This window comes from Paenibacillus sp. RRE4 (assembly GCF_031844205.1).
GTDB classification, from domain to species: domain Bacteria; phylum Bacillota; class Bacilli; order Paenibacillales; family Paenibacillaceae; genus Paenibacillus; species Paenibacillus xylanexedens_B.
Genome location: NZ_JAUZUT010000002.1, coordinates 212,296 through 235,863, shown reverse-complemented (window position 1 = coordinate 235,863; position 23,568 = coordinate 212,296). Strand labels below are relative to the sequence as shown.

The 23,568-nt window shown below is 47.4% G+C and carries 19 protein-coding genes; 12 read left to right on the top strand and 7 right to left on the bottom strand.

From position 1 onward, the window contains the following. Positions 1-105 precede the first annotated feature (105 nt). From Q9R46_RS18080 to Q9R46_RS18065, 4 genes are all read right to left on the bottom strand, one after another. Positions 106-825, bottom strand: a complete 720-nt coding sequence (locus tag Q9R46_RS18080; protein WP_311281182.1) for a 3-ketoacyl-ACP reductase — start codon at positions 823-825, stop codon at positions 106-108. A gap of 83 nt (positions 826-908) precedes the next feature. Beyond that, a complete protein-coding gene (locus Q9R46_RS18075) occupies positions 909-1,832 on the bottom strand; it encodes a DUF4097 family beta strand repeat-containing protein (RefSeq protein WP_311281181.1) in 924 nt (307 codons plus the stop codon). Then, on the bottom strand, positions 1,829-2,440 hold the full coding sequence (locus tag Q9R46_RS18070) for an HAAS signaling domain-containing protein (protein WP_311281180.1): 612 nt from the start codon (positions 2,438-2,440) through the stop codon (positions 1,829-1,831). Before Q9R46_RS18070 ends, Q9R46_RS18075 begins: the two co-directional genes overlap by 4 nt. Before the next feature lie 387 nt (positions 2,441-2,827). Beyond that, positions 2,828-4,372 carry an FAD-dependent oxidoreductase gene (locus Q9R46_RS18065; RefSeq protein WP_311281179.1) on the bottom strand — a complete coding sequence of 515 codons (1,545 nt, stop codon included), beginning with the start codon at positions 4,370-4,372 and terminating at the stop codon, positions 2,828-2,830. A 370-nt stretch (positions 4,373-4,742) separates the two neighbouring features. Here Q9R46_RS18065 and Q9R46_RS18060 point away from each other — a divergent pair, with 370 nt between their 5' ends. Then, a complete protein-coding gene (locus Q9R46_RS18060) occupies positions 4,743-7,574 on the top strand; it encodes a glycoside hydrolase family 3 C-terminal domain-containing protein (RefSeq protein WP_311281178.1) in 2,832 nt (943 codons plus the stop codon). Positions 7,575-7,856: 282 nt separating this feature from the next. Beyond that, entirely contained in the window at positions 7,857-9,605 is a 1,749-nt protein-coding gene (locus Q9R46_RS18055; RefSeq protein ID WP_311281177.1) for a methyl-accepting chemotaxis protein, read from the top strand. 18 nt (positions 9,606-9,623) lie between these two features. Here the strand turns inward: Q9R46_RS18055 and nrdG are convergent, their stop codons facing one another. Then, positions 9,624-10,133: an anaerobic ribonucleoside-triphosphate reductase activating protein gene (gene nrdG / locus Q9R46_RS18050; protein WP_311281176.1), complete on the bottom strand. Its 510-nt coding sequence runs from the start codon at positions 10,131-10,133 to the stop codon at positions 9,624-9,626. Then, on the bottom strand, positions 10,130-12,091 hold the full coding sequence (locus tag Q9R46_RS18045; protein ID WP_311281174.1) for an anaerobic ribonucleoside triphosphate reductase: 1,962 nt from the start codon (positions 12,089-12,091) through the stop codon (positions 10,130-10,132). The genes nrdG and Q9R46_RS18045 overlap by 4 nt, the downstream gene beginning before the upstream one ends. A gap of 455 nt (positions 12,092-12,546) precedes the next feature. Here Q9R46_RS18045 and Q9R46_RS18040 point away from each other — a divergent pair, with 455 nt between their 5' ends. Both Q9R46_RS18040 and Q9R46_RS18035 read left to right on the top strand, forming a co-directional pair. Further along, positions 12,547-14,184: a hybrid sensor histidine kinase/response regulator gene (locus tag Q9R46_RS18040; RefSeq protein WP_311281173.1), complete on the top strand. Its 1,638-nt coding sequence runs from the start codon at positions 12,547-12,549 to the stop codon at positions 14,182-14,184. Positions 14,185-14,464: 280 nt separating this feature from the next. After that, on the top strand, positions 14,465-15,403 hold the full coding sequence (locus Q9R46_RS18035) for an aldo/keto reductase family protein (RefSeq protein ID WP_311281172.1): 939 nt from the start codon (positions 14,465-14,467) through the stop codon (positions 15,401-15,403). Positions 15,404-15,533: 130 nt separating this feature from the next. On the opposite strand, the gene Q9R46_RS18030 is transcribed toward Q9R46_RS18035, so the two are convergent. Beyond that, positions 15,534-16,658, bottom strand: coding sequence for a GGDEF domain-containing protein (locus Q9R46_RS18030; RefSeq protein ID WP_145333544.1), 1,125 nt, complete (start codon positions 16,656-16,658; stop codon positions 15,534-15,536). Between the two features lie 266 nt (positions 16,659-16,924). Here Q9R46_RS18030 and Q9R46_RS18025 point away from each other — a divergent pair, with 266 nt between their 5' ends. From Q9R46_RS18025 to Q9R46_RS17990, 8 genes are all read left to right on the top strand, one after another. After that, positions 16,925-17,320, top strand: a complete 396-nt coding sequence (locus Q9R46_RS18025; RefSeq protein ID WP_090924136.1) for a Fur family transcriptional regulator — start codon at positions 16,925-16,927, stop codon at positions 17,318-17,320. Next, the gene (locus Q9R46_RS18020; RefSeq protein WP_311281171.1) at positions 17,296-18,108 is read left to right on the top strand and encodes a winged helix-turn-helix domain-containing protein; all 813 of its coding nucleotides are present in this window, start codon (positions 17,296-17,298) and stop codon (positions 18,106-18,108) included. Before Q9R46_RS18025 ends, Q9R46_RS18020 begins: the two co-directional genes overlap by 25 nt. 397 nt (positions 18,109-18,505) lie before the next feature. Continuing rightward, a complete protein-coding gene (locus tag Q9R46_RS18015; protein ID WP_311281170.1) occupies positions 18,506-19,957 on the top strand; it encodes a catalase in 1,452 nt (483 codons plus the stop codon). Between the two features lie 251 nt (positions 19,958-20,208). Continuing rightward, positions 20,209-20,625: a BlaI/MecI/CopY family transcriptional regulator gene (locus Q9R46_RS18010; protein WP_311281169.1), complete on the top strand. Its 417-nt coding sequence runs from the start codon at positions 20,209-20,211 to the stop codon at positions 20,623-20,625. A 1-nt stretch (position 20,626) separates the two neighbouring features. Next, a complete protein-coding gene (locus Q9R46_RS18005; RefSeq protein ID WP_145333540.1) occupies positions 20,627-21,487 on the top strand; it encodes a M56 family metallopeptidase in 861 nt (286 codons plus the stop codon). A 64-nt stretch (positions 21,488-21,551) separates the two neighbouring features. After that, positions 21,552-21,977, top strand: coding sequence for a DoxX family protein (locus Q9R46_RS18000; protein ID WP_145333539.1), 426 nt, complete (start codon positions 21,552-21,554; stop codon positions 21,975-21,977). Between the two features lie 321 nt (positions 21,978-22,298). Next, positions 22,299-23,000, top strand: a complete 702-nt coding sequence (locus tag Q9R46_RS17995; RefSeq protein WP_311281168.1) for a pirin family protein — start codon at positions 22,299-22,301, stop codon at positions 22,998-23,000. A 46-nt stretch (positions 23,001-23,046) separates the two neighbouring features. After that, entirely contained in the window at positions 23,047-23,385 is a 339-nt protein-coding gene (locus Q9R46_RS17990) for a hypothetical protein (RefSeq protein WP_311281167.1), read from the top strand. The last annotated feature ends 183 nt before the right edge of the window (positions 23,386-23,568 follow it).

Sequence of the window (23,568 nt, the reverse complement as noted above, 5' to 3'; positions counted from 1 at the left end):
TGCAACTTGATTATATCATAAACAGAAACACCACCAACCGGAACGCTGGTTGGTGGTGTCTGCATTGCATGCATTAATTCATAGGTAGAAACCTTCACTCACATCTTACTGCGGATTGGTTGTCCAGATCCCTGCGGCTTTGACGAATACGCGGTCAGACAGCTTGAGTGTGGCCAGCGCCAGTTCGGCTACATCTTCGGCTTGCATCATGCGATCCTCGTCTCCGATTTTGAGTCCGGCATTCACAGCCAGTTCCGTATTCACGGTGCTCGGTGTCAGCGCGGTTACACGAATGTTGGATTTGCGAACTTCCTGCATTAAGGATTCCGTCATGCCAAGCAATGCGAATTTGGATGCGCAATACGCTGAACCTGTAGCGAATCCGCGCTCACCTGCTGTTGAAGCAATGTTAATGATGCTACCGCTGCTTTCCTTGATCATGCTTGGAAGAATGGCGCGAGTTACATAGTATGTACCCATGACATTCACATGCAGGATGCGTTCCCACTCTTCAGGGTCCATCTCTAGCAGCGTACCGAAACTTCCGATCCCTGCATTGTTAATGAGGATATCTATAGCTCCCAGCTCCATTTCAATAGCTGCCACTGCTGCTTCAGCTTGAGAGCGATCCGAGATGTCTGCTGCAGCACTCGTTACTTTCACGCCATATTCCTTACTTAGAGACTCTTGAAGAGACTGCAGATCGGAAGCCGTGCGGGCGATCAGTCCGAGATGTACGCCTTCTTTGGCGAGGGCTTCAGCGATGGCGCGTCCAATACCTTTGCCGGCGCCAGTAATGATGGCTGTTTTATTTTTAAGTTCCATAGGAATATTCCTCCTCAGCATTTGGGTTAGCACTTGATTATACTATACTTTACCCAATGATCGGAAATATGCTTCATCACACGTTAGCGCGGCTGGGTAATTCGAATGCTGCCAGAGGTCGTGCGTGCCTGGATCACATCCTGACTTATGCCTGGCGACTCCGGTATATTAACATCGCCCGAAGTGGCTTTGGCCTCATAAATTCCGTCAAAATCAGGCGCAGCCTGGATGGAGATATCTCCCGATGTCCCTGATACCTGAATAGGCGCTGCGTGAGATTGCTGGATATCGATACTGCCGGATGTGAACTCAACATTAGCCTCACCATTCAATTGTGTAATTTCCACATCTCCTGATTGAATTACGCTGTTTACTTTTCCATCCACTTGTTTTGCGGTGAAGCTTCCTGACGTCTGTTCTACGGCTATATCCCCTTGAATAGAAGAAGCAGCAATGTCCCCTGAGGTCAAAGACAATTCCATGCGAGGAACCTGAATATCATTTAGAACGATGTTGCCTGAGTTGCTTTTCATCTCCAAATGTTCAGCATTTAGCCCGGTTATATTCCAATCTGCTGAGGTAGATTGTAGTGTGACATCATTCAAGGGATATCCTTTTGGCAAAGCCACGGTTATTCTTGAATCCTGTTCCCCCCAGTTCCAATTAAATGAGAACAACTTCAGACGGTTGTGTTTTTGCAGCGTCAGCTGGAATGTTCCATCGGTAAAACTTGCCTCCTCGAAACTTTGGATAACCTCCGGATCCCACTTTCCGTCCACTTCGATATACGCTTGGTTGTCTGGACTAACGATGAATTCAATATCCGCGTTAAAGTTGCCATCCAGCTGAATATTTTGCAGATCCTCTTGCAGTCCACCGGTGGTCAGTTCCCACCGCTTGCTGTATGCTTCCCTATCATCCTTGAACTGAAAACCATAGATTGATGTTCCAAGTAAACCTATGCCAATGCAGACGAGAGCCAGTGCTACCCATTTTTTAGTGCTCATGCAGAAACATCCCCTTTCATCACGTTCACATTCCACCGAACATAGCGAAGTGTCATATTTTTAAATGCAATAAAGACAAATTTAGAGGCAAGGGCAAACAATATGCCAATACCGAACAGCCCAATGGCAACGAAAATTTCTGTTGTTTCAAGGTGATTCAGATACAGATAGTCGAAGGCAACAGCGACAGGAGCCAGAGCAAGCAAGGATAGACTTGCTATCGTAAGCCAAACGGACCAGAGGCTAAGACCAATTGGAATCATGAGGGCGAGATTAAGGAAGATCAAACCGATCCCCACAAAAAAGTTCCGCGTAGCCCGATTGTAATTAACAGGTGGCCTCATCTCTTGGAACGTTGGTACATCGAAGGGAGCTCTACCTCTACCTGATGTGTCGGAGTATGTTTTAGCGTCATGCCGTTCAACGAGTACTTTACGTGCAATTTCCTCCGGGTGACCGAGCTCGCGTGCAATCTCTTCTTCCGATTTGCCTTCACGTAGCCCTAACGTAAACTTGTGGGCATAATCTGCAAGTAGTTCGGCACGTTCCAACCGGTCCATCGGACGTAAAACGACTTCCATAGCTTGCATAAATTGCTGTCTATTCATCTTGTGTTCCTTCCTCCATTAGATAAGTTGCTCTAGAACGCCCATTTGGAATGGATGTTTACTTTCACAACGTTTTTTCTTGGTTCTGTTCAAAAATCATTCGTATGTATGGTTTAGTGCAGTGGCGGCGGATTCATCATTGCATTTATTATTTATGTAATATTAGGCAAGGTTTGTAACCTTAGTTCTATATTAGCATACAAAAAAACCGGGTCGGCTGCTTCCGTCTGGAGGCGGATACCGATCCGGTCTATGAGATGAGATATACGTTAGTAAAGTTCCACGTACGTTCACACAAGGAGCTCGAAAATCTTGTTCTGTGCATTTGGTGGGGCATATATGGTATGTGCTGTATAGCATATGCTATAGGGTGTACGACAACATTATTTACTGCTCCTGCACATCCAGGATGGGGAGGTCTTCGACCGCAGGTCCTTCAATGACATGACCTTCATAATTAAAACGTGAGCCGTGACACGGGCAGTCCCAGGAACGTTCCCCATTATTCCACTCCACTTCGCATCCCAAATGGGTGCATGTCGTGTCCACCAGGAACAGCTTACCACTGGTGTCCTTATAGGCACCGGCCCTTTTACCGTTATGACGCACGACTGCGCCTTCGTCGTTGCCAAGCTCGTTTATTTTTTTGTGTACAATGCCGACTTTGCCTGCAATTAACTCCTTCGCAACATTGACGTTCTCCACGATAAAGTGTTTGAAACTCGGGTCTGCCTTGAATCTTGCCGGATCAAATACTTCTGCGTGCGGATTAACTCTTCCGGTAATTCGGTCTGCCAGCAGATGTCCGGCCATCGTGCCTGTGGTCATGCCCCATTTGGCAAAGCCTGTAGCGACATAGACCCGTTCATGCCTTCCGGTAATCGGCCCGATGTAGGGCACTTTATCGATGGAGATCAGATCCTGAGCTGACCAGCGAAACGGAATGTTACGAATCCCAAACGTCTCGGCTGCATACTTTTCCAGACGTTCGTAGTGACCAAAGGTACAGATGCCTTGTCCGGTTTTATGATTTTCTCCGCCGAACAGAATATGCTCTTTACCATTATGAACGACAGCGCGGAGTGAACGGGCCGGATCATCATCAGAGATGTACATGCCGCCTGCATAAGGCTTCTCGGGCTCAACCATAACCGCATAGGAGCGTTCGGCATGAAGTCGCGTAAAGTAAAATCCGGGATCGTATACGGGAAAATGGGAAGCGACAACGATATGCTCTGCCGTGACGAATGAACCGCTGTAGGTTCTGATTTTCAGAGAGGATTCCTCCTCAACGTCAGTTACCGTAGTTTGTTCATAGACACGTACCCCTTTTTTCACGGCTGAAGCAAGCAGGTAGTGCAGATAAGCTAAAGGGTCGAAACGAGCTTGTCCAGGCATACGAATGCCTGCTCTGGAGGGGACAGGAATCGGAAGGGGGTCTACCCATTCACCAGGGATGTTGAGTTTGCCATAAGCGGTCAGCTCGACCTCCAGCTTTTTGATATTGTCTTCGGATTGAATATAGACGTAAGCATCCTCATCAGCCCACTGACATTCGATCTGCTTTTCCTTGACCAGACTACGCATCCAGCTCGCTGCATGTGCATTCCCTTCATAGTACATCCGTGCCTGCTCATGTCCGAAGTGATGCATAATTTCATCAAAAATAACACCATGCTGTGCAGATACTTTGGCGGTTGTATGGCCTGTTGTGCCGTCCAGTACTTTTCCAGCTTCAAGCAGAACGACACTCAGACCAGACTGGGCAAGCAAATAGGCTGTGGTGATGCCTGCGATCCCGGCTCCGATAATCGCTACGTCAGCTGTGGTATGCTCTGTTAACTTCGGATAAGATTCGAATGTATTCGCGGCACGCCACAAAGATTCCGGTACCGGCGGCAAGCTGGTCTTCAACTGCTCATTATTATTCATGGATTGGTTTCCTCCTAGATCATAATCACGCATAATAGGGGACGTTCAGAAGCCGAAGTCCCTGTACTTGTATTCAGGATTGCCAGAGTATGCCGGAAAAAAACGAGTAACCGCATATTTGTAAGAAGGGAAGAGGAACATTTTCTTGACATGCCCCTCTATTTTTTTATATCAGAATGTTTTATAGTAGGATTACCGAAATCGTTTTAGGTTTTTGTATAATATCCCCTAAAATAAAAATAAATCATGTTTTATAAAGGTATTTTGCCTAATTTAGAAAGGTAATCGGAAAGATAAAGTCCGTTTTTATGAATTAAAATGTATTCGCTATCATAATGAAACTATACTATACATTAAAGGGAGATTAGATATGACAACTCATCAAACGAAATATCCGTTTCAAGATACAACCATGGCACTTAACGATCGAGTGAAGGACCTTGTGTCCCGCTTGACGGACGATGAAAAAATTGAATCCATGCTGCAATACCAGCCAGCCGTTGAGCGCTTGGGTGTTGCTGCTTACAAACATGGAACGGAAGCCGCCCACGGCCTGGCTTGGCTTGGTGAAGCTACCTCATTCCCGCAGCCTGTAGGACTCGCATGTACGTGGGATACCGACCTGATGAAAGAGATCGGCTCCGTCATCGGAGACGAGGCACGTGTATTTTACAAACGCAATCCTGCCGTCAATGGTCTTACGCTGTGGGCACCTACGGTGGATATGGAACGTGACCCGCGCTGGGGACGAAACGAAGAGGCGTATGGCGAGGACCCGGAACTGACCGCAGAGCTGACAACCGCATTGGTCAAAGGTATTCAAGGAGACCATCCCAAGTATTATAAGGCCGTAGCTACACTCAAACACTTCCTAGGCAACAACAACGAAGTGGATCGCGGCAGCGGCTCATCCAGCATCGATCCACGCAATATGCGCGAATATTATTTGAAAGCGTTCGAGAAGCCTTTTAAAGAAGGTGGAGCGCAGTCAATGATGACAGCGTACAACTCGATCAATGGCACGCCAGCTCTGTTGCATCCTTTTGTGAACGAGATTGTCAAAGGTGAATGGGGCATGGATGGATTTATCGTCAGTGACGCGGGCGACGTGATGGGCATCAAGAATGACCATAAGTATTATGATTCTCACACACCGGGTACAGTAGAGTCTGTCAAAGCAGGCATTGACAGCATCACCGATGATGCCGAACTGTCGAAGCAAGCGCTTCGTGAAGGGCTGGAGCAGGGACTCCTGACTATGGAAGATATCGACAAAGCTTTGTTCAATACATTCCGTGTGCGATTCCGTCTAGGTGAATTTGATCCGGAGGAAGGCAATCCGTACGCTGCAATTGGTGAGGAATCCATGATGACAGAAAAGGCCAAAGCACTGTCTCTCCGGGCGGCAAGAGAGCAGGTCGTCTTGCTCAAGAACGAAAATAGTACCCTTCCTTTGGACAAAACCAGAACAGGCAAAGTAGCTGTAATTGGCCAGCTCGGCGGAACAGTCTATCGGGACTGGTACGCCGGTACACTACCCTACAGCGTCACGCCTCTGGAGGCGATTCGCGGCAAAGTGGGCAGTGATAACGTTACTTTCCAAGACGGTGACAATCGCATCACACTGAAATCAGCAGCAAGTGGCAAACTGCTAGGTCTTGTCAGAGTGGAGGGTTCATCTGAGATGGCTGTTAAAGCTTCAGAAGAAGCCGAGACATTCCGAGTGACGGATTGGGGGTTCGGCAGTTACACGTTGCAGGCAGAGAGTAACCGCAAATACCTGACTACAGATGAAGAGTCTGTCACAGCCTCGGCTAATGAAGTATACGGCTGGTTTGTCAAAGAAGTATTCCACCTTCTTCCGCAATCGGATGGTCGCGTGGGGCTTACCACATGGAATGGTAAAATCGTGACGACATCGAACGATGGCCATGATGCACTCAAGGTGGCCGAAGAGTTGACAACATTCGGTGATGCAGCGCTATTCGAGCAAAATGTCGTAATGAACGGGATCAACGAAGCTGTTGCTGTAGCCAAAGAAGCCGAGACAGCAATTGTATTTGTCGGTAACAACCCGCTCGTTAACGGTAAAGAAGAAGTGGATCGCCCCAGCCTGGAGCTGGCTGAATCACAGCTTCAGCTGGTGAAGGCAGTACATGAAGCTAACCCGAACACCGTAGTGGTGATTGTAGGCAGTTATCCTTTTACCTGCAACTGGGTTCAGGAGAATATTCCAGCGGTCCTGTATACGTCACACGCCGGACAGGAGCTGGGGAACGCAGTCGCTGACGTATTGTACGGAGATTATGCACCTGCTGGGCGTTTGAACATGACCTGGGTGCAGTCGGCAGATCAACTGCCTGATATCCGGGATTATGACATTATCCAAGCGGGCCGCACGTATCAATATTTTGAAGGAGATGTGTTATATCCGTTCGGACATGGTTTGACCTATGCTTCATTTAAATACAGCAATCTGGAGGTTAGCCCTGCGCAAGCAGGAAAAGACGACCGCGTGACCATTCGAGTGGATGTGACGAATACCAGTTCAATCGCCAGTGACGAGGTCGTGCAGCTGTATGTGCGCGCAGGAAAGTCCAGAGTGAAACGTCCTCTCAAAACGCTGAAAGCATTCCGCCGCCTGCATATTGAGGCTGGAGCGACAGCGACCGTTCATTTTGACCTGCCGGTTCAGGAACTGGCCATCTGGGATGTTACACGTGACTGCTATGTTGTGGAGGATGGCATCTATTCGATTATGGCAGCCAAATCTTCCTCCGATGTGCAGTTGGTCGCAGATCTAAAAATAGATGGAGAGATCATACCTTCACGTGACCTGAGTGTGACTACACGTGCCGAGAATTATGATACATATCGGAGCGTGGAACTGGATGAGTGCAAAGAGGGCGGTACAGCAGTCCGTGTCATAGGAGAGCAAGGATGGATTGTCTTTAAGGATGCCGACCTTGGCAACGGGGCCACCACATTTAAAGCTCGCCTATCCGCAGAACAGCAAGGGGGTGTGCTGGAAGTGAGATTGGGTGCGTCAGATGGTGCAATCGCAGGACGTGTAGAACTGGCACAAGGCAGTGCTCAGCAGTGGTCTACGGTAGAGGTTGATCTTACAGGGGCATCGGGAGTGCAGGATATCTACCTGATGTTACCTGCGGGCGTCCGTGTTCGTCATTTTGAGGTGCGTTAACATATAGAAAATGTAAAAGATAGAGAGCAGGATAGAAGAGGTCGCTGACCATCTTTTTCCTATTCTCTATTATGCGAGGCCAACCTGTTTTTAACGGTTGGCCTTTTTTTATTTTTATATCATCGCCATTCAAAAACAGCAATTATATCACGATATATATTATATAGTGTCATATCATATGCTGAATGCATAGGTGGGGAAAGGAGTCGAACCCGAACTCGAACTCATTCTTTATCAGGACGGTATGTAAGCTACAAAAGTAAAGGAAAAGGGGAATCTGCAATGTTACGCTACTTCCGCAATCGAAGTTTAGTTTTCACCAGTTCTGTCCTGATTGCCATCATTTTGTTTGTAATGATCATCCTGATGAGTGTGTTGAATTTCAAACAAAGTCAGCAGGCTTACTACGAAGAAATCAATCAGGTAGGTAAGGCGCTGTCCAATCAGCTTCAGCTCAACCATAAATGGGTAGAACAAGCGAATCAGCAACTGGAGGCTTCACCTAACCCAACATCTCCCGAACTGACGTCATTGAAAGAACAACTCGATGCGATGACCGGTGTTGCTTCCATTGCAAACGCATATATATTCAGATCGGATATTATTGAACGTGATGGGAAACAGATCTTAACGGGGTTGCAAGTCAATCAGGCTCTCTATGAAATGGATATGGTGCCCGGTGTCGAATATGAAATTCCAGAAATAGTTCAAGATACATATGATCATGTATTTCAGAACGGAACCACTTTTACAGAACCTTACACGGATACTGCGGGGACATGGGTGACCTATCTAAGCACAATTAAGGATGATACGGGCAAGGCGATTGCGATTTTTGGTCTGGATCTGGATGCCGCCCAAGTCAAGCAGGATCAGATGTGGATGTTTTTGTACAGTCTGGGGAGTGGATTGGTCATTGCAGTCATCATGATTCTGGTTGTGGTCATTCTGGCTCGAATTGTACTTCGACCGTTACAGAAGCTGGCAGACGTATCGAAACAGGCAGCAGGCGGCAATCTGACAGTCAGTCTGGATGTTCGCAATAACAATGAGATCGGCCAAACGGCCAATGCATTTAATCATATGCTTGGGGGGCTGCAGCAACTGATTACAGGCATTCAGTCCACTTCTGCGAGTGTGACCCGCTCAGCTGCGGATCTGCAGATGAGTTCGGAACGTACGACTGAAGCCTCACAAGAGATAACCGAATCGATGTTGCAGGTGTCCTCCGGGGCAGAACAGCAACGTCAATCCACGAATGAATGCCAGGAGTCCATCGGCGAGATGGTCATTGGCATCAAACGAATTGCTGACTCATCTCAGGTGGTTGCTGAACTGGCTTCGGATACAACGGATCTCGCTAGCCGAGGTGAGGCAGATATTACAACGATGGTCGATCAGATGCAGAAGATTGAACTTAACATGTCGGGCACAGTCGTAGTTCTTCATGATCTTCAACAACTGAACAGCAGCATCGGTGGAATCATGTCCATGATTCGGGATATTGCGGATCAGACGAGCCTGCTTGCGCTGAATGCATCCATTGAGGCAGCCAGAGCAGGAGAGACCGGAAGAGGATTTGCGGTGGTTGCACAGGAGATTCAGAAGCTATCGGCCCGCTCCAAAGAGTCTTCTGATCAGATCGACCAGATTCTTCAAGGTATCCTGAATCATACGGAGAAGGCCGTAACCTCCATTGAAGAGTCGGTGGATGTCGCTAAACGAGGAGCAGAGACATCCGTCGTAACGGCAGAAACCTTCCGCCAGATTGTCGAATCTATTCAGAAGGTATCGGGACAAGTCTACGAAGTATCCGCTGCCTCCGAGCAAATGTCAGCCAGCAGTGATCAGATTGCTGCTTCTCTGGAGCAATTGGGTGTTGTGGCTTCGGATTCATCCGGTAACGCGAACAAGGCCCGTGCTTCTTCGGAAGAACAACTGGCGCTGATGGAAGAAGTATCAAGTCTCTCCCACGAACTGAGAAGTTTGGCTTACGAACTGAATCAGGTCATCCAAAGGTTTCAGGTGTAAAAAATTGAAAAACCATCGTTACATAGCATCAAGCTGCAATGTAACGATGGTTCCAGATGCCTGAGTAGCCCTTACGTCAATCAACCGCTGATTACGACTTCCGCGGAAAGGCAGAGATACGTCGCGCTCTGCCGCAACGTATCGTCCGTCAATAATTACGTCGCACAGCTGTGCAAGCTCTGCTCTCTCCGGGTCGGTGACGAGTTCCTCATATTTGAATCCGGTATAGGCCCACACCGTCAGATCCGGCCTTGCATCCCGAAACTGACGTACCCACCGGGTACATGCCGCTGCTGAGAAAAAGGGGTCACCTCCGCATAACGTCACGCCATCCAGTAGCGGATGGTTCGTGACCTCCTGCAAAATCTGTTGCTGCCGCTCTTCTGTAAAGGGTTCACCTGCGCGAAAACTCCACGAATCCGGGCTGAAGCAGCCCGGACATGCGTGGCGGCATCCGCTGATAAACAGCACAGCACGCAATCCGGTTCCTTCATTGACCGATTCGGGAATGTAACCAAACAGATTCACCGGTGTTTCACCCGATCCCGCACTTCGGCCTGCTTCGCAGCATTGAAGCGTACCTTGTAATCTCCAGTCAGATAACCGGTTACACGGCGCAAGCGCTGGAAGTGAACCTCATTTTCGTGAACTTCACATCCCGGACAGGTATCACCGATGACTCCTTCATACCCGCATTCAGGGCAGCGATCAATCGGATGGTTAATCGAGAAGTAACCAATATCTTGTGCCAGCGCGTACTGTACGATGCGCATAAAGGCGGCTGTATTCGCCCGCACATTGCCGTCAAGTTCAACATAAGAGATGGCTCCGGCATTGCACAGAGCGTGGAATGGAGCTTCCAGTTCGATCTTACGGTAGGCAGGAAGGTTATGATAGACCGGAATATGGAACGAGTTCGTATAATATTCACGTTCGTTCACACCAGAGATCGGGCCGTAACAGGCTCGGTCTATTTTGGTGAATTTGCCGGATAAACCTTCAGCAGGTGTAGCAAAGAGCGTAACGTTCAAGTTATGCAGCTCACTCATCCGATCACAGAACTCTCTCATCGTACGGATGACATGCAGCGCCTCGCGATGTACATGCATGTCTTGTCCGTGATGCCGTCCATACATAGCAGTCATACATTCGGCGAGTCCGATAAATCCAAGAGACAACGTGCCGTGTTTCAACAGATCGGCAACCGGCTCATCCGGTTCCAATTTCTCTCCGCCTTCCCATACCCCCTCACGCATCATGAAATCCGATGATTTGGCAGGCTGTTTTTTCTGAATGGCATACCGATGAAGTAAACCATCCACGGCATTGTGCATGATTTTATCCAAGGCGACGTAGAATCCTTCCCGATCCGCGACAGCCCGACTGTTTTGGCAGATGCCAAACCGAATCCCGAGCTTCACCAGATTGACCGTATTGAAGGACAGGTTTCCTTTGCCACTCTGCCGGTTTCGTCCAAAGCGATCCGCAAGGGTACGTGTGCGGCAGCCCATAGTTGCAATGATCGTGTCCGGGTCTTCCGGATGATAAAAAGATAAATTAAACGTTGCATCGACATTGACAAAGTTAGGATACATGCGACGTGAAGAACAGGTTACCGCGAGGCGGAACAAGTCATAGTTCGGGTCGCCCTGGGCCTGGTTAACCCCTTGTTTGCATTGGAAAATATGCTGTGGAAATACAGGCGTTTCCCCATGTCCGAGGCCACGAATCGTTGCTTCGAGCAGGGAGCGGGACACAAGACGGCCCTCGGCTGATGTACACATACCGTAGTTTAGCGATGTAAAAGGAATTTGTCCGCCTGCCCGACTGCTCATCGTATTCAGATTATGTATCAGAGATTCGGCAGCTTGTCCTGTTTCGAGCTCCGTTTCTTCATATGCAAAATCAAATGCACGTGGGCAATGTTGCTTCGCTATCATGCTGTCTAGATGTAGCTGCTCGTCCGTGATCAAGGCCTGTTCATTAAAAAGCCGTTGTCCTTTGCGGAAATGTTTTATGAAAGAGCGTTGCACGTAAGGCGCCAGATCCCAGTCGATTTTGTTGGCAGATACGCCGCCGTACTGGCTGTTTTGCTGCGACTGGAAGATGATTGCCACCAAAGCCATCGCAGACATGATCGTCTGTGGTGTGCGAACCGATCCATTCCCCGTATTGAAGCCGGAAGCCAGTAGCCGATCAAATGGAATGAAAATGCAGTTCGTTGTTCCGAGGGCATACTGGTCCAGATCATGCACATACAGATCACCATTCTCCACCGCATCTGCAAGCGCCTCTGGCAATACATGACGCATGGCGTGCCATTTGGCTGTCTCCGATCCAAGCCTGCTCATCTTGCCGCTGAAGGAATCTCCATTCAGATTCGCATTCTCCCTCAGCGTATCAGCGTCTTCTGCGCCAATAATACGTCTACCCAGGTCAGATAACAGATCGGTTGCCGGTGGTGCGGCATGCTCAAGCATAGTCATGTAACGTGCCTCCTAAATGATTTTTGAATAGATTATAATTTGATTAATATATGAGTTACATACTACATGTAGATTTGTATTATCCATTTATAAACTATATGTGGTTTTTTGGGTGTGATTATGATCACACCTCCTGCGAGGTAGAAGAGCATCTTCCGGGATTTGGCGCGGGTTTAAGGTTCCCAAAACTCAAACGGAGGCGTATAATTTCTATTTACCCTGCAAGGATAAACTTACAAGTCAGGATATCGTGGATCGAAGCTTTTTTCAGATCTGTTCGGTGAGAAAAGAGGTTACAGGCACCAAGATGATTCTCTTGCACTTCTGTGGTGTTAAACATATAAGTATAGTTTGTGACAATCGTTCGGATTCCCCGGCAGACCCCAGCATGTGAATCAACATTCTGATCGGTGAACTTAATATAGCAGCCAAGACAAACAAAGAGGGGTTGGATCATGGGGACGGTAGAAGGCGTTAACCAAGGCTTCTATGAAAATATTGAAGAAGCAGCGGCCCATATTGTGGACGTATTAAGTGGCATATTAAGAGTGAATACCATCTTCGTAGCCACGAATGACGGAGTGACTAATGTCATTCTGGAAGCCTTCAACCGCAAGGAAGAATTAATTGTCAAAGGGACTGCGCTTCCGTTTATGGAATCCTACTGCAGTCTGGTCTTGAGAGAAAATAACAGTGTCGTCACCATTGCGGATACCTTGGAGCATACTGTGACAAGCTCCATGGATGTTACCAATGGACTTGGAAATCGTTTTTTCGTAGGTGTACCCATTATGCGAAGAACAGGTGAAGCCTTCGGAACGATATGTATTATGGATGATCCAGGATATAAAATCAGTGAAACGGACATGAAGACACTGCAAGCGATGGCCGTATTTCTGGGATACGTTGTTGACCTGGAGAGTGCGTTGCACGTTCAGGAGCAGAGACTCAGCGATTCAGAACAGTTGCAAGAGAAATTACAGGCGGAGAAGGAACGTGCCGAATCCGAGGCCATGACCAAGACACAAATGCTCAAACTGATGAGTCATGAAATCCGTAATCCGCTGAACGGCATTTTGGGATTGACGGATCTGATGCGGACACCCGACATGTCCGAGGAACAAGCGGAGTATGTGAATATGATCGAAACGAGCGGTAATATTTTGCTTTCACTGCTCAACAATATGATGAACTTTAACATCAACGAAGCCGGAAAAACGGTTATTCATGATGACCCCTTTGATTTGGTCAGTACCATTGAGAACACCGTTTATCTCTATGCCGGAACAGCTGCGAGCAAAAAGATAGAACTGGGGTTAAACCTGAATCTGAATGTATCGCAGGTTTTCATTGGTGATGAGATCAAGATTGGCCAGATGTTGGGCCATGTGATGCAATACGCCATGGACTCCACTCGGGAAGGTGCTGTACTGGTGACAGCAGAGATGAGGGGAGAGGAAGTAGAGGATACAAGCCTTCTCTTGCTACGGGTTAGATACACGGGACAGATGTTATCTGACAACCGTTTGCGAATCTCTACTGCCAAACCAGAAACGATGAGTACCGAAAAACTGATTGGCAGCAATCTGGGACTAGCAGTCAGCCAGAATCTGGCGATCTTGATGCATGGCCGTATTCAGGTGAACAGTCTCCGAGGCGACGAAACCGAGTTCCAGATTTCATTGCCATTACGCAGGTATTGGGACTTGCCGCAAATCACAAGTGTGCAGCAACGTTTGAAAGCTAAAAAGGTGTTACTCGCGAAAGATCCTGATATTTTGCAGGGCGTATCCTCCTTGATGCGGAATTGGGAGATGGATGTGCACATGACTTCGGGTTCAGCCACTGCATATGAATGGATCAAGGAAGGTTATAAGCCGGATGTAGCTGTTGTTGACCTGGGCTTGCGTGAGGGCATTACAGTCGATTTCGTAATTGAGCTGAAACAGCAGATGGAAGCCTTGCCTGTCATTGTGCTCGTACCGTATGGCATGCATATGGATATTCAGCAGGCGGAGGTCTTTGATGCCGTGCTGACGAAGCCAGTTAGACAGACTGAGCTTTTAAATGCACTGAGTATTATTTTGCCATAAACGTTTGCTCAATGACCCGGCTATGTCATCTGGGCTAATCCCCCCTATTGAGGTTAAAAAACGTATATTTCTATTGAGGTTAAGAGGATACAAGCTTCTATTGAGTTAAGAAGTAGCATAGCTCTTCCAAGGTTACAGAAGGCACATCACATCGCATGTGCCTTTTTTGTAATTTTTCCTGAGGTTCTACGTATATGTTTTTCCATTTGTTCAGGTTGGGTTACAATAGGAGATGCAACTTAACTTCATCATTTCTACATTCTGAGGAGGACATGCATTCATGGATTATCGCAGGTTGGGTGGAAGCGGACTGAAAGTAAGCGAAATCAGCTTAGGCAGCTGGTTGACGTACGGAGGATATGTGGAACGTGAAAATGCGGTGAAATCAATTGAAACGGCATTTGATGAAGGCATTAACTTTTTTGATACAGCCAATGCTTATGAGCGGGGCGCTGCCGAAGTATTACTCGGTCAAACATTGAAAGCGTACTCACGGAGTTCTTATGTTCTCGCAACCAAGGTGTTTAACAAAATGGGTGATGGCCCTAACGATCACGGGTTATCCCGCAAACATATTATGGAGCAGTGCGATGCGAGCCTGAAGCGCCTTGGCACCGATTATGTTGATATCTACTATTGCCATCGTTATCATCAGGAGACCCCGATAGAGGAGACCCTCCGTGCACTGGACGATCTGGTGCGCCATGGTAAAGTGTTGTATGTAGGTGTAAGCCAGTGGACCGCAGCTCAGATGGAAGCTGCGCTTGGTACAGCAGACCGCCTGTTGCTGGATCGTATTGTGGTGAATCAACCGGTATATAATATGTTTGATCGGTATATTGAGAGCGAGATCATTCCTTTGGGTGAACGTAAGGGCATCGGACAGGTTGTTTATTCACCACTTGCACAAGGTTTGCTGACAGGGAAATATACAACTGCCTCCGATATCCCGGAGAATAGCCGGGCAGCCAAGCTTGGCTGGGATGAAGGGAAAATCAGCGCAGATCGCATCGGCAAAGTACGCCAATTAGTTGAAGTTGCAGACAAGCTGAACCTGAAGGTGGGACAACTGGCGCTGGCCTGGATTTTGCGGCAAAATAATGTTTCCAGCGCTCTGGTCGGAGCGAGCCGTCCGGAACAGGTTAAAGAAAATGCTGCAGCTTCTGGAATTAAGCTGGATGCTGCTGTTATTGCAGAGATTGAACAAATTCTGGCCTGACACGTTATCTCTTATATATAAGGACGGTAAGAACGAATTTGTTTAATGTATGGGAAAGGGATGTCCCGCTTGCCTTGGTTGAGGCAGGTGAGACATCCCTTTCGTTTCGTCGTTAAGACTAATCATCATCTCAAAATGAATCATTATCGACAACCGTGATATTCCGGGGCGGCAATGAGCATACCCTGTTGCGTCCCGTATTTTTGGCTTCATACAGCGCGCGGTCAGCTTGATCAAACAGGTCGTTGTCATCATGGTCATCACAGTGATCAGGGTAAACGGCTACACCAATGGAGATCGTGAGTTTTACGGTCTGACCGTCCGGCAGGATGAAAAGAGATCGGGCCACAGCTTTACGCACGGATTCTGCAATAGCCATGGATTGATGATAGCCACAATCGAGCAATAGAATTGCAAATTCTTCTCCACCGTTACGGGATACAAGATCGGTGGATCGCGCATGTTCTACAAGCAATTGCCCAAGTTGTTTCAATACTGAATCTCCGGCAGAGTGACCAAACGTATCGTTTACCTTTTTGAATCGATCAATATCAATAACCAGCAAGGAAAGCTTCTGATGATACTGCCTTGCATGCTGAAGCTCAGACTGGAGAGACTGTTCGAATTGCCGCCGATTGCTCAGATCCGTCAAATGGTCCGTGGAGGCTCGTCGTTCCAGCAGAAATAACATTTCGTTGGATCTATTGATAAATTCCGCGATAAAATATATGAAAAGGCCGCCAGCAAAGGCAATAGTCATCTGTATGGGATATACTTTCATCAATGTATTCATGCTGGGCGTGTTCATCAGCAGTACGATAAATATCATGGTCATGCCTAAGAGATTCATGGTAATAATCTTGGTTAATCTGGACCACGAAGCGTAGGCAAAATACACACCTGCCAGCCCGAGTAGGATCATGATAAATGCTGCATCAATGGCTGCTGAGGTAATACCAAACATAACGATACGAAGGATCGCTATGATGATTCCGGTGATGACCGAAGCGAGCCCGCCAAGATATACGGCTGCAGTCACGACAGCCAAATGCCGCAGATCCACAATGGTAGTATCATTGATATGGAAAGAATAATTCATAAGCACTGTACCGTATAGGCCGAATAAAAAGCCACCGACTAGCTGAACGCGAAGCGAGGGAAAAGGCAAACGAATGCTGTAGTATTTGGCGATTATTCCTGACAGGTATAGAAAGGAAATGATCACACAGAGATTGACAAAAAACGTGCTTAACAACCAGCATCCCCCCTTTTACGCACATCCCTCTATTTTATCTGAAAATCGGTGTGGTAGCGAACCATATAATCCCAAATGTTTGAAGGGTTTGGTTTTAATGCGCTATAAAATTCTAAAACGTGTGCGTACGGGACAATATTGACTTCCCTATGCATTAAGATTTATACTTAATCTAAATCAAAATCTTTTTGATATATATAAGCTAAAGCGAACGAAGATGTTCGAGAGGTATATACATTTGAAAAATAGAAAAAGGGGACTTGGTTGTGAAAACGTTAAATCTGACAATACAACGGCAAGCCGTGTATGATGTCGTACGTAAATCAGAAGACCATCCAACGGCTGCCGATGTAATGAACCGGCTGGTGGAACAGGGGTACAATCTGGCTTATGGCACGGTATACAATTCTCTTCGCTATTTAACAGACAAAGAGTTGATCAGGGAGCTTAAACTTGGCGAAACAGCAAGCCGATATGACGCCCGGATGGATGATCACCAGCATATTATGTGTGAAGTATGCGGTAAAGTGGACGAGGTGATGACAGAAGTTCCTCCACAATGGATGAAGCAGGTAGCGGCAGAAACCGGTTATTCAATAGATCATGCACATGTGGTATTTGGAGGTGTCTGCGGGGAATGCAAAACCAAACGGGTCAAGTAAAAGTGAAATGGTTAGGCCGCCGTTTGCCACTTCGGGTCAAACCTGCGCTGGAAGATTCAGGAAGTGCACCTCTCGTGGACAACTGCCCGATTACCAGACGTGTCATTCTGATCAGCCCGATGCCGGGTCAGGTGCATGAGCTGGTGAAGGCTCTGACAGATAGTTGCTTTGACGTACTTGTGTTCCATCGCTGGGAACCGGATCTCCATGAACGGCTTGTTTTTGATCTACTGATCTATGACCTCTCGGTTGCCGGAACGATTGATGCATTTACGGGAATCCACAGCCGCTTGAACCGCGAGGCGGAGCAAACGACACCTTGTCTCTACCTGGTGGGAGAGAAGATGATTGGCAGTGCAAGCGGACCGATGCTTCAGGAGGAGTTGCTTGTATGGCCTGCACGCCCGCAGGAGGCACTATACCGGGTACAGCGCATGATTGGCAGCAGTCCTGTGATGCCCAAGCGAGCTTTTTTACCTGAAGAGGGACAGCGAATCGGATTCAAAGACTTGGTGCTGGATCGGGAACGGATGAGTGTGCAGCGTGATCAGGATCGCATTCATCTGACCAAGACGGAGTATGATCTGTTACTCAAGCTGATTGATGCCAAAGGTGCAGTCATCTCGCGTGAAGAGATGCTTAGTGATATTTGGGAGACTGATTTTACAGGTGGAAGCAATGTGGTGGATGTTCATATCAAAAGCTTGCGTAAAAAATTGGGCGATAATGCGTCTTCGCCGCAATATATTGTAACGGTTAGAGGGGTAGGCTACCGCTTGGCGGATTAGTAGTATCCCATACAAGTTGAACTAAAGATTTTACACTAACCTGTATAGGATACAAGAATGGCCTCACGTAGTGTAATTGCGATTGGGAATATGAGCTCATGGTTATCTTGTTAGCGATTCAGATAAGGCGTAGATCGTTTATTAAATGATCTACGCCTTATTTTATTTTCCGGTGTCATATGAAACCTCTTTTGTATGCTTCATGTTTCATTCATCTTTAGCGTAACAACCTCATCTGAACCTCATGCGAACCTCATGCAGTAGATAGATGGGACATGTTAGAATCATTTTAACAGTTAGATCAAGTCTAAATGTATATTTGAACGAACGGTGAATATGATTGGAATTAGTAGATAGATACAGCAGACATGAGACCCATTATAAGGAGGACAACAGGATGACAGATCGTTTGACAACTAACCAGGGAGCACCGGTAGGAGATAATCAGAATTCGCGCACAGCAGGTAGAAGAGGGCCAACCTTGTTGGAGGATTACCATCTGATCGAGAAAATTGCCCATTTTGACCGCGAACGCATTCCTGAACGGGTTGTCCATGCAAGAGGTGCAGGAGCACATGGGGTGTTCAAGCTGGAGCAGAGCATGAAGGCATATACGTCAGCCGATTTCCTGCAAGAGCCGGGCACAGAAACGGATGTGCTCGTGCGGTTTTCAACTGTAATTCATGGTACGGGTTCTCCTGAGACCGCACGTGATCCGCGCGGGTTCGCCGTTAAATTTTATACACGTGAAGGAAATTATGATATTGTGGGTAACCATCTGCCTGTTTTCTTCATTCGGGATGCGATTAAATTTCCGGATATGGTGCACTCTCTCAAACCGGCTCCGGATACCAACATTCAGGACCCGGCACGGTATTGGGATTTCATGACGCTGACACCGGAATCCACACATATGATGACTTGGCTGTTCTCTGATCTGGGAACGCCTGCGAGTTACCGAGAGATGGATGGTTTCGGGGTACACGCATTTAAATGGATAAATGCCCAGGGCGAAGTTCACTATGTAAAATACAAATGGGAATCGGTTCAAGGGGTTCGCGCTTTCTCACGTCAGGAAGCTGCTGAAGTTCAGGGTCAGGATTTCAACCATGCAACACGTGATCTGCATGAACATATCAAAAACGGAGAATTTCCGCAGTGGAAGCTGCAAGTGCAACTACTGAAGCCGGAACAGATGGATGATTTCTCCTTCGATCCGCTTGACCCGACCAAAACATGGCCTGAGGATGTGCTGCCGTTCCAGACAGTAGGGACGATGACATTGAATCGTAATCCTCAGAATTTCTTCGCGGAAGTGGAGCAGGCGGCATTCTCACCAAGTGCCGTCGTGCCAGGCATTGAACCGTCTGAGGATAAATTGTTGCAGGGTCGTCTGTTCTCCTACCCGGATACACAGCGGCACCGTCTTGGACCCAACTATTTGCAAATTCCAGTGAATTGTCCGTATGCACCTGTGCGCAATCATCAGCGTGATGGGCTCATGAACGTGAACCAGGACCCCTCTCCCGTAAACTATGAGCCTAACAGCTCAGGTAACAGTCCACAGGAAGATCCGGCTTATCGGGAAACTCAGGTTCCATTGCAGGGGCATATTACACGAGAAAAGATTGAGAAAACAGATGATTACACGCAGGCAGGGGAACTGTTCCGCTCCTTCACACCAGAAGAACAGCAACATCTACTGGATAATCTGACGAATGATCTCAAAGCCGTACCGGTAGATATCCAGATGCGAGCATTATGCCACTTCTTCCGGGCAGACGGACAGCTGGGTGGACGACTGGCTCATGGCTTGGGCGTGGATATCTCTGGGCATATGCCAAAATAAAGCGAGACTACTTGTGGATACGGGAACTTCCTGCATTTTGAACAAGCGGATAGCTGGTCTTGATACCAGCTTGGAAAGGTCATGATACGAACCGGGTATGACTGCGATTTTGCAGCATTGCCCGGTTTTCTTATGTTATTTTATACACAAATGAAAAACATTTTTACAAATCATTTACATAAAATACCTGACATAGAGGTTGACTTCTCGTTTCTGGACACTACAATGGGTAGTGTGAGGGGTGTCAGAATATGAGAATACTCAATTTCAAAGTGGGCGAGCGAGGACTGAATCGTTTTTTTGGACCACTCGAGGCCAAGATTATGGAAGTATTGTGGGCTCGTCCCGGTAGTAGCATCCGTGAAGTACAGACGGCACTGGAGCAAGACAAAGACGTAAATTTCAATACGGTTATGACTGTGATGAATCGGTTGGTGGATAAGGGATTACTAGGCAAAACACAGAAGGGCCGCACATCGCTGTACCAGCCTGTACAAAGCAGGGAGGACTTTATGAACAATCAATCCAAGGAACTGTCCCAGGAATTGGTGGATGAATTCGGGACACTGGCAGTGAATCACATGCTGGATGCGTTAGATGAAGCCGACGAAGGCTTGATTGAACGGCTCGAGATGAAGATTAAGCAATGGAAAAAGGATAACGATTAAGATGTGGAAGACCCGTTCCAAGATTTTGTTCACCGTCGGGTTGGGTATTCCTGTACTCGTGCTCATGCAGATGTTCATGTATGCGATGTACAAAATATTTGGATGGGACATCCGGTTGAATCTGCTGTGGCTGTGCAATCACTGGATGAGTCGTATGGGGTGGATGTCTGTAGGTCAGTTCCTGATGCTTCTGGTTGTGCTGACTTTCGCTGGCACAAGCTGGATGTTGCTTAGACGAATTGTTCAGACACGCGCCGCGGTAACCAAGCTCCGCTCCATGGAGATTCGTGCTTGGTCGGAAGAATTGAATGCAAGGTACAGACATCTGAAGAAACCCCGATTTCTCGTTGTGGACAAACCTTCTCCGGTCGCGTTTACGATCGGGTTATGGCGCCCTTGCATCGTACTTTCAACAGGACTGCTCCGTATGCTCGATACGGATGAAGAGAAGGCCGTCGTGTATCATGAGGTTCACCATCTGTGGCATCGAGATCCGCTGAAAACAACGTTGCTATCGGTATTTGCTACGATGATGCCGTATATTCCTGTGCTGAAACATACGTCACAGCAATATCGGATCGTCAGAGAAATTTTAGCAGATAACGAAGCGATTGAACGTACGGGTAATGTTGCCGGTATTGGCAGTGCACTCTTGAAACTGCTCCGTGCCTGCACGCCATCTGGGGAGGGAAGAGCGATGACGATTCAGTCTTCGTTTGCCGATACGTCGGTAAATGTGCGCATTTCCCGTCTGCTCGACCCCGAACGTGATGTTACACTGCGCTTACCGCGGTATGCCATTCTAATCTCGGTAACGGTGTTTCTGTTGCTGTCTATCTTGTTTGTGTGGTCGATTGGATAGAAAACGGCCATGAACCAAGCAATCCATCAGGACTAAAATTATGAATGAAATGGGGAGATACGTGATGAATAACAAAACCATTGAAATTGGACTTTTTTTCTCAAGGATTATGATTGGTCTCATTTTTCTATTACATGGCTGGAGTAAATTCGAGGGTGGAATTAGCGGTACGGTTGGTTTCTTCGAAAGTATAGGCATTCCCGGTTTTATGGCTTCTGTTGTTGCTGTCATCGAATTGGCAGGAGGCGCGGCCATGATCTTGGGCCTGGGTACACGGGTGTTTGCTTTGTTGTTCATCGCGGTTATGGTCGGTGCAGTGTTCACAGCCAAGGCGGGGCAACCATTTTTGATGGGAACAGAGTTCGATTACATGCTGATGGCAGGATCATTGACTCTACTCCTGACAGGCAGCCGTTTTCTGGCACTGGATTATCTGTTTAACCGACAAGGAGCTACACGTCAGAACAGTCAACAAAATGTGAGTGCTTGATCTGCATCATAGGGAAATGTGGCATACGGCGTGGAGTATAATTAAAAGCATGCTCTAAAGAACCAAAGAAAAGTGTAACTTAAATTATAGAAGCGCAGCATAATTTCTGCGACCAAGCTCTTTGCTTACCGTCCGAAGAGGTAACGATAATTGCCGAATCGGACGGACAAGTAAAGAGCTTTTTGATATGGAAAAGGACTCCTCGCTTTTTTGGTTTGGACGTATTACCTTAACATTTGATATAATGAGAATAAGTATGCTACTAAGAAAAATTAAGAAGATAATACACGAATATTAACTATTATGAGGAGGCTCAGCGATATGATTAAGGTTATTCCATCCGAAGCACGTTCCAGCTTTGACCGTGGCTGGTTGCGAGGGAGTCACAGCTTTTCCTTTGGGGAGTACCAGGACCCGGATAACACAGCTTTTGGGCCTATGCGGGTAGCTAATGATGATGTCATCGCACCAGGTCGCGGTTTTGGGGCACATCCACACAGTGATATGGAGATTGTATCCATCGTGCTACATGGCAAGCTGAGACATGAAGATAGTCTGGGTAACGTTGCCGTAACAGGCTTTGGCAGCATTCAGCGCATGTCGGCAGGAAGTGGCGTCATTCATACGGAGCATAATGCCTCGGATACCGAGGAGGTTAGACTCCTCCAGCTGTGGTTTATGCCACATACGAAAGGGCTACAGCCATCTTATGAAACGACTTCTTTTGATACAGCTGCCCTGGAAGGGGCTCTTGTGCCTGTAGCATCATCGGATGGTGGGCCGCGGGTGGCCACGGTTCATCAAGACATGACGATTTACCTTGGGCGGTTATCCAAGGGCATGACGCTTGATTATGAACAGAACGAAGGTCGCCGCATGTACATTTTCTCCATTGAGGGCAAGCTTGGCCTGCAGCATGAACATGTGCTCTATACAGGAGATACCGCACGTGTGGAGCAGACTTCTTCTATGAAGCTGGAAGGGCATGAGGATACGTTTTATATGTTGATTGATTTGCCTTAATAAGAATAAGAACTCCCACTCCAAGATCAAAGGAGGAACGATACGTATGGCACAACAGGAATGGTTCATGGTAAAACACGGGGTGACCGGGCGTGGGCTAGCGAACAGCAAGACGGATGCAGCATTGTCTTATCGCTTTCAGCAGGAAGGAACAGGATACCTGTTCACTGTAATGGGACTTGATGAGCAGACTGCCTTGAAGATCATCGAGCTGAGACAGGAGTTAAACGTATTTCGTTTCGTACAGCGCAAAGACCGTCCTCTGACAAAGCACTGGTATTATGTTGATGGCGACCGCGTAAAATATGACAGCGACCGGCGCATGCTTACCATCTATGCCAAGTCCGAAATTCAATATATACCTGATGACTATTTTGCAGACTAACCGATCAGGACGAGCGTAAGATCTGGGGTTGTTATTCTGTTCATGGTGTAAGTTTTGATTTAAATGTATGGTTCAGTTTTCAAGTTGATCGTTTCGATCGTTAAGTCTTCCCTTGAGGAAGGCTTTTTTTTGTAAAAAAAGACCACATAATTCCCTGCCTTCTGGCACAAGCTACCTTGTATA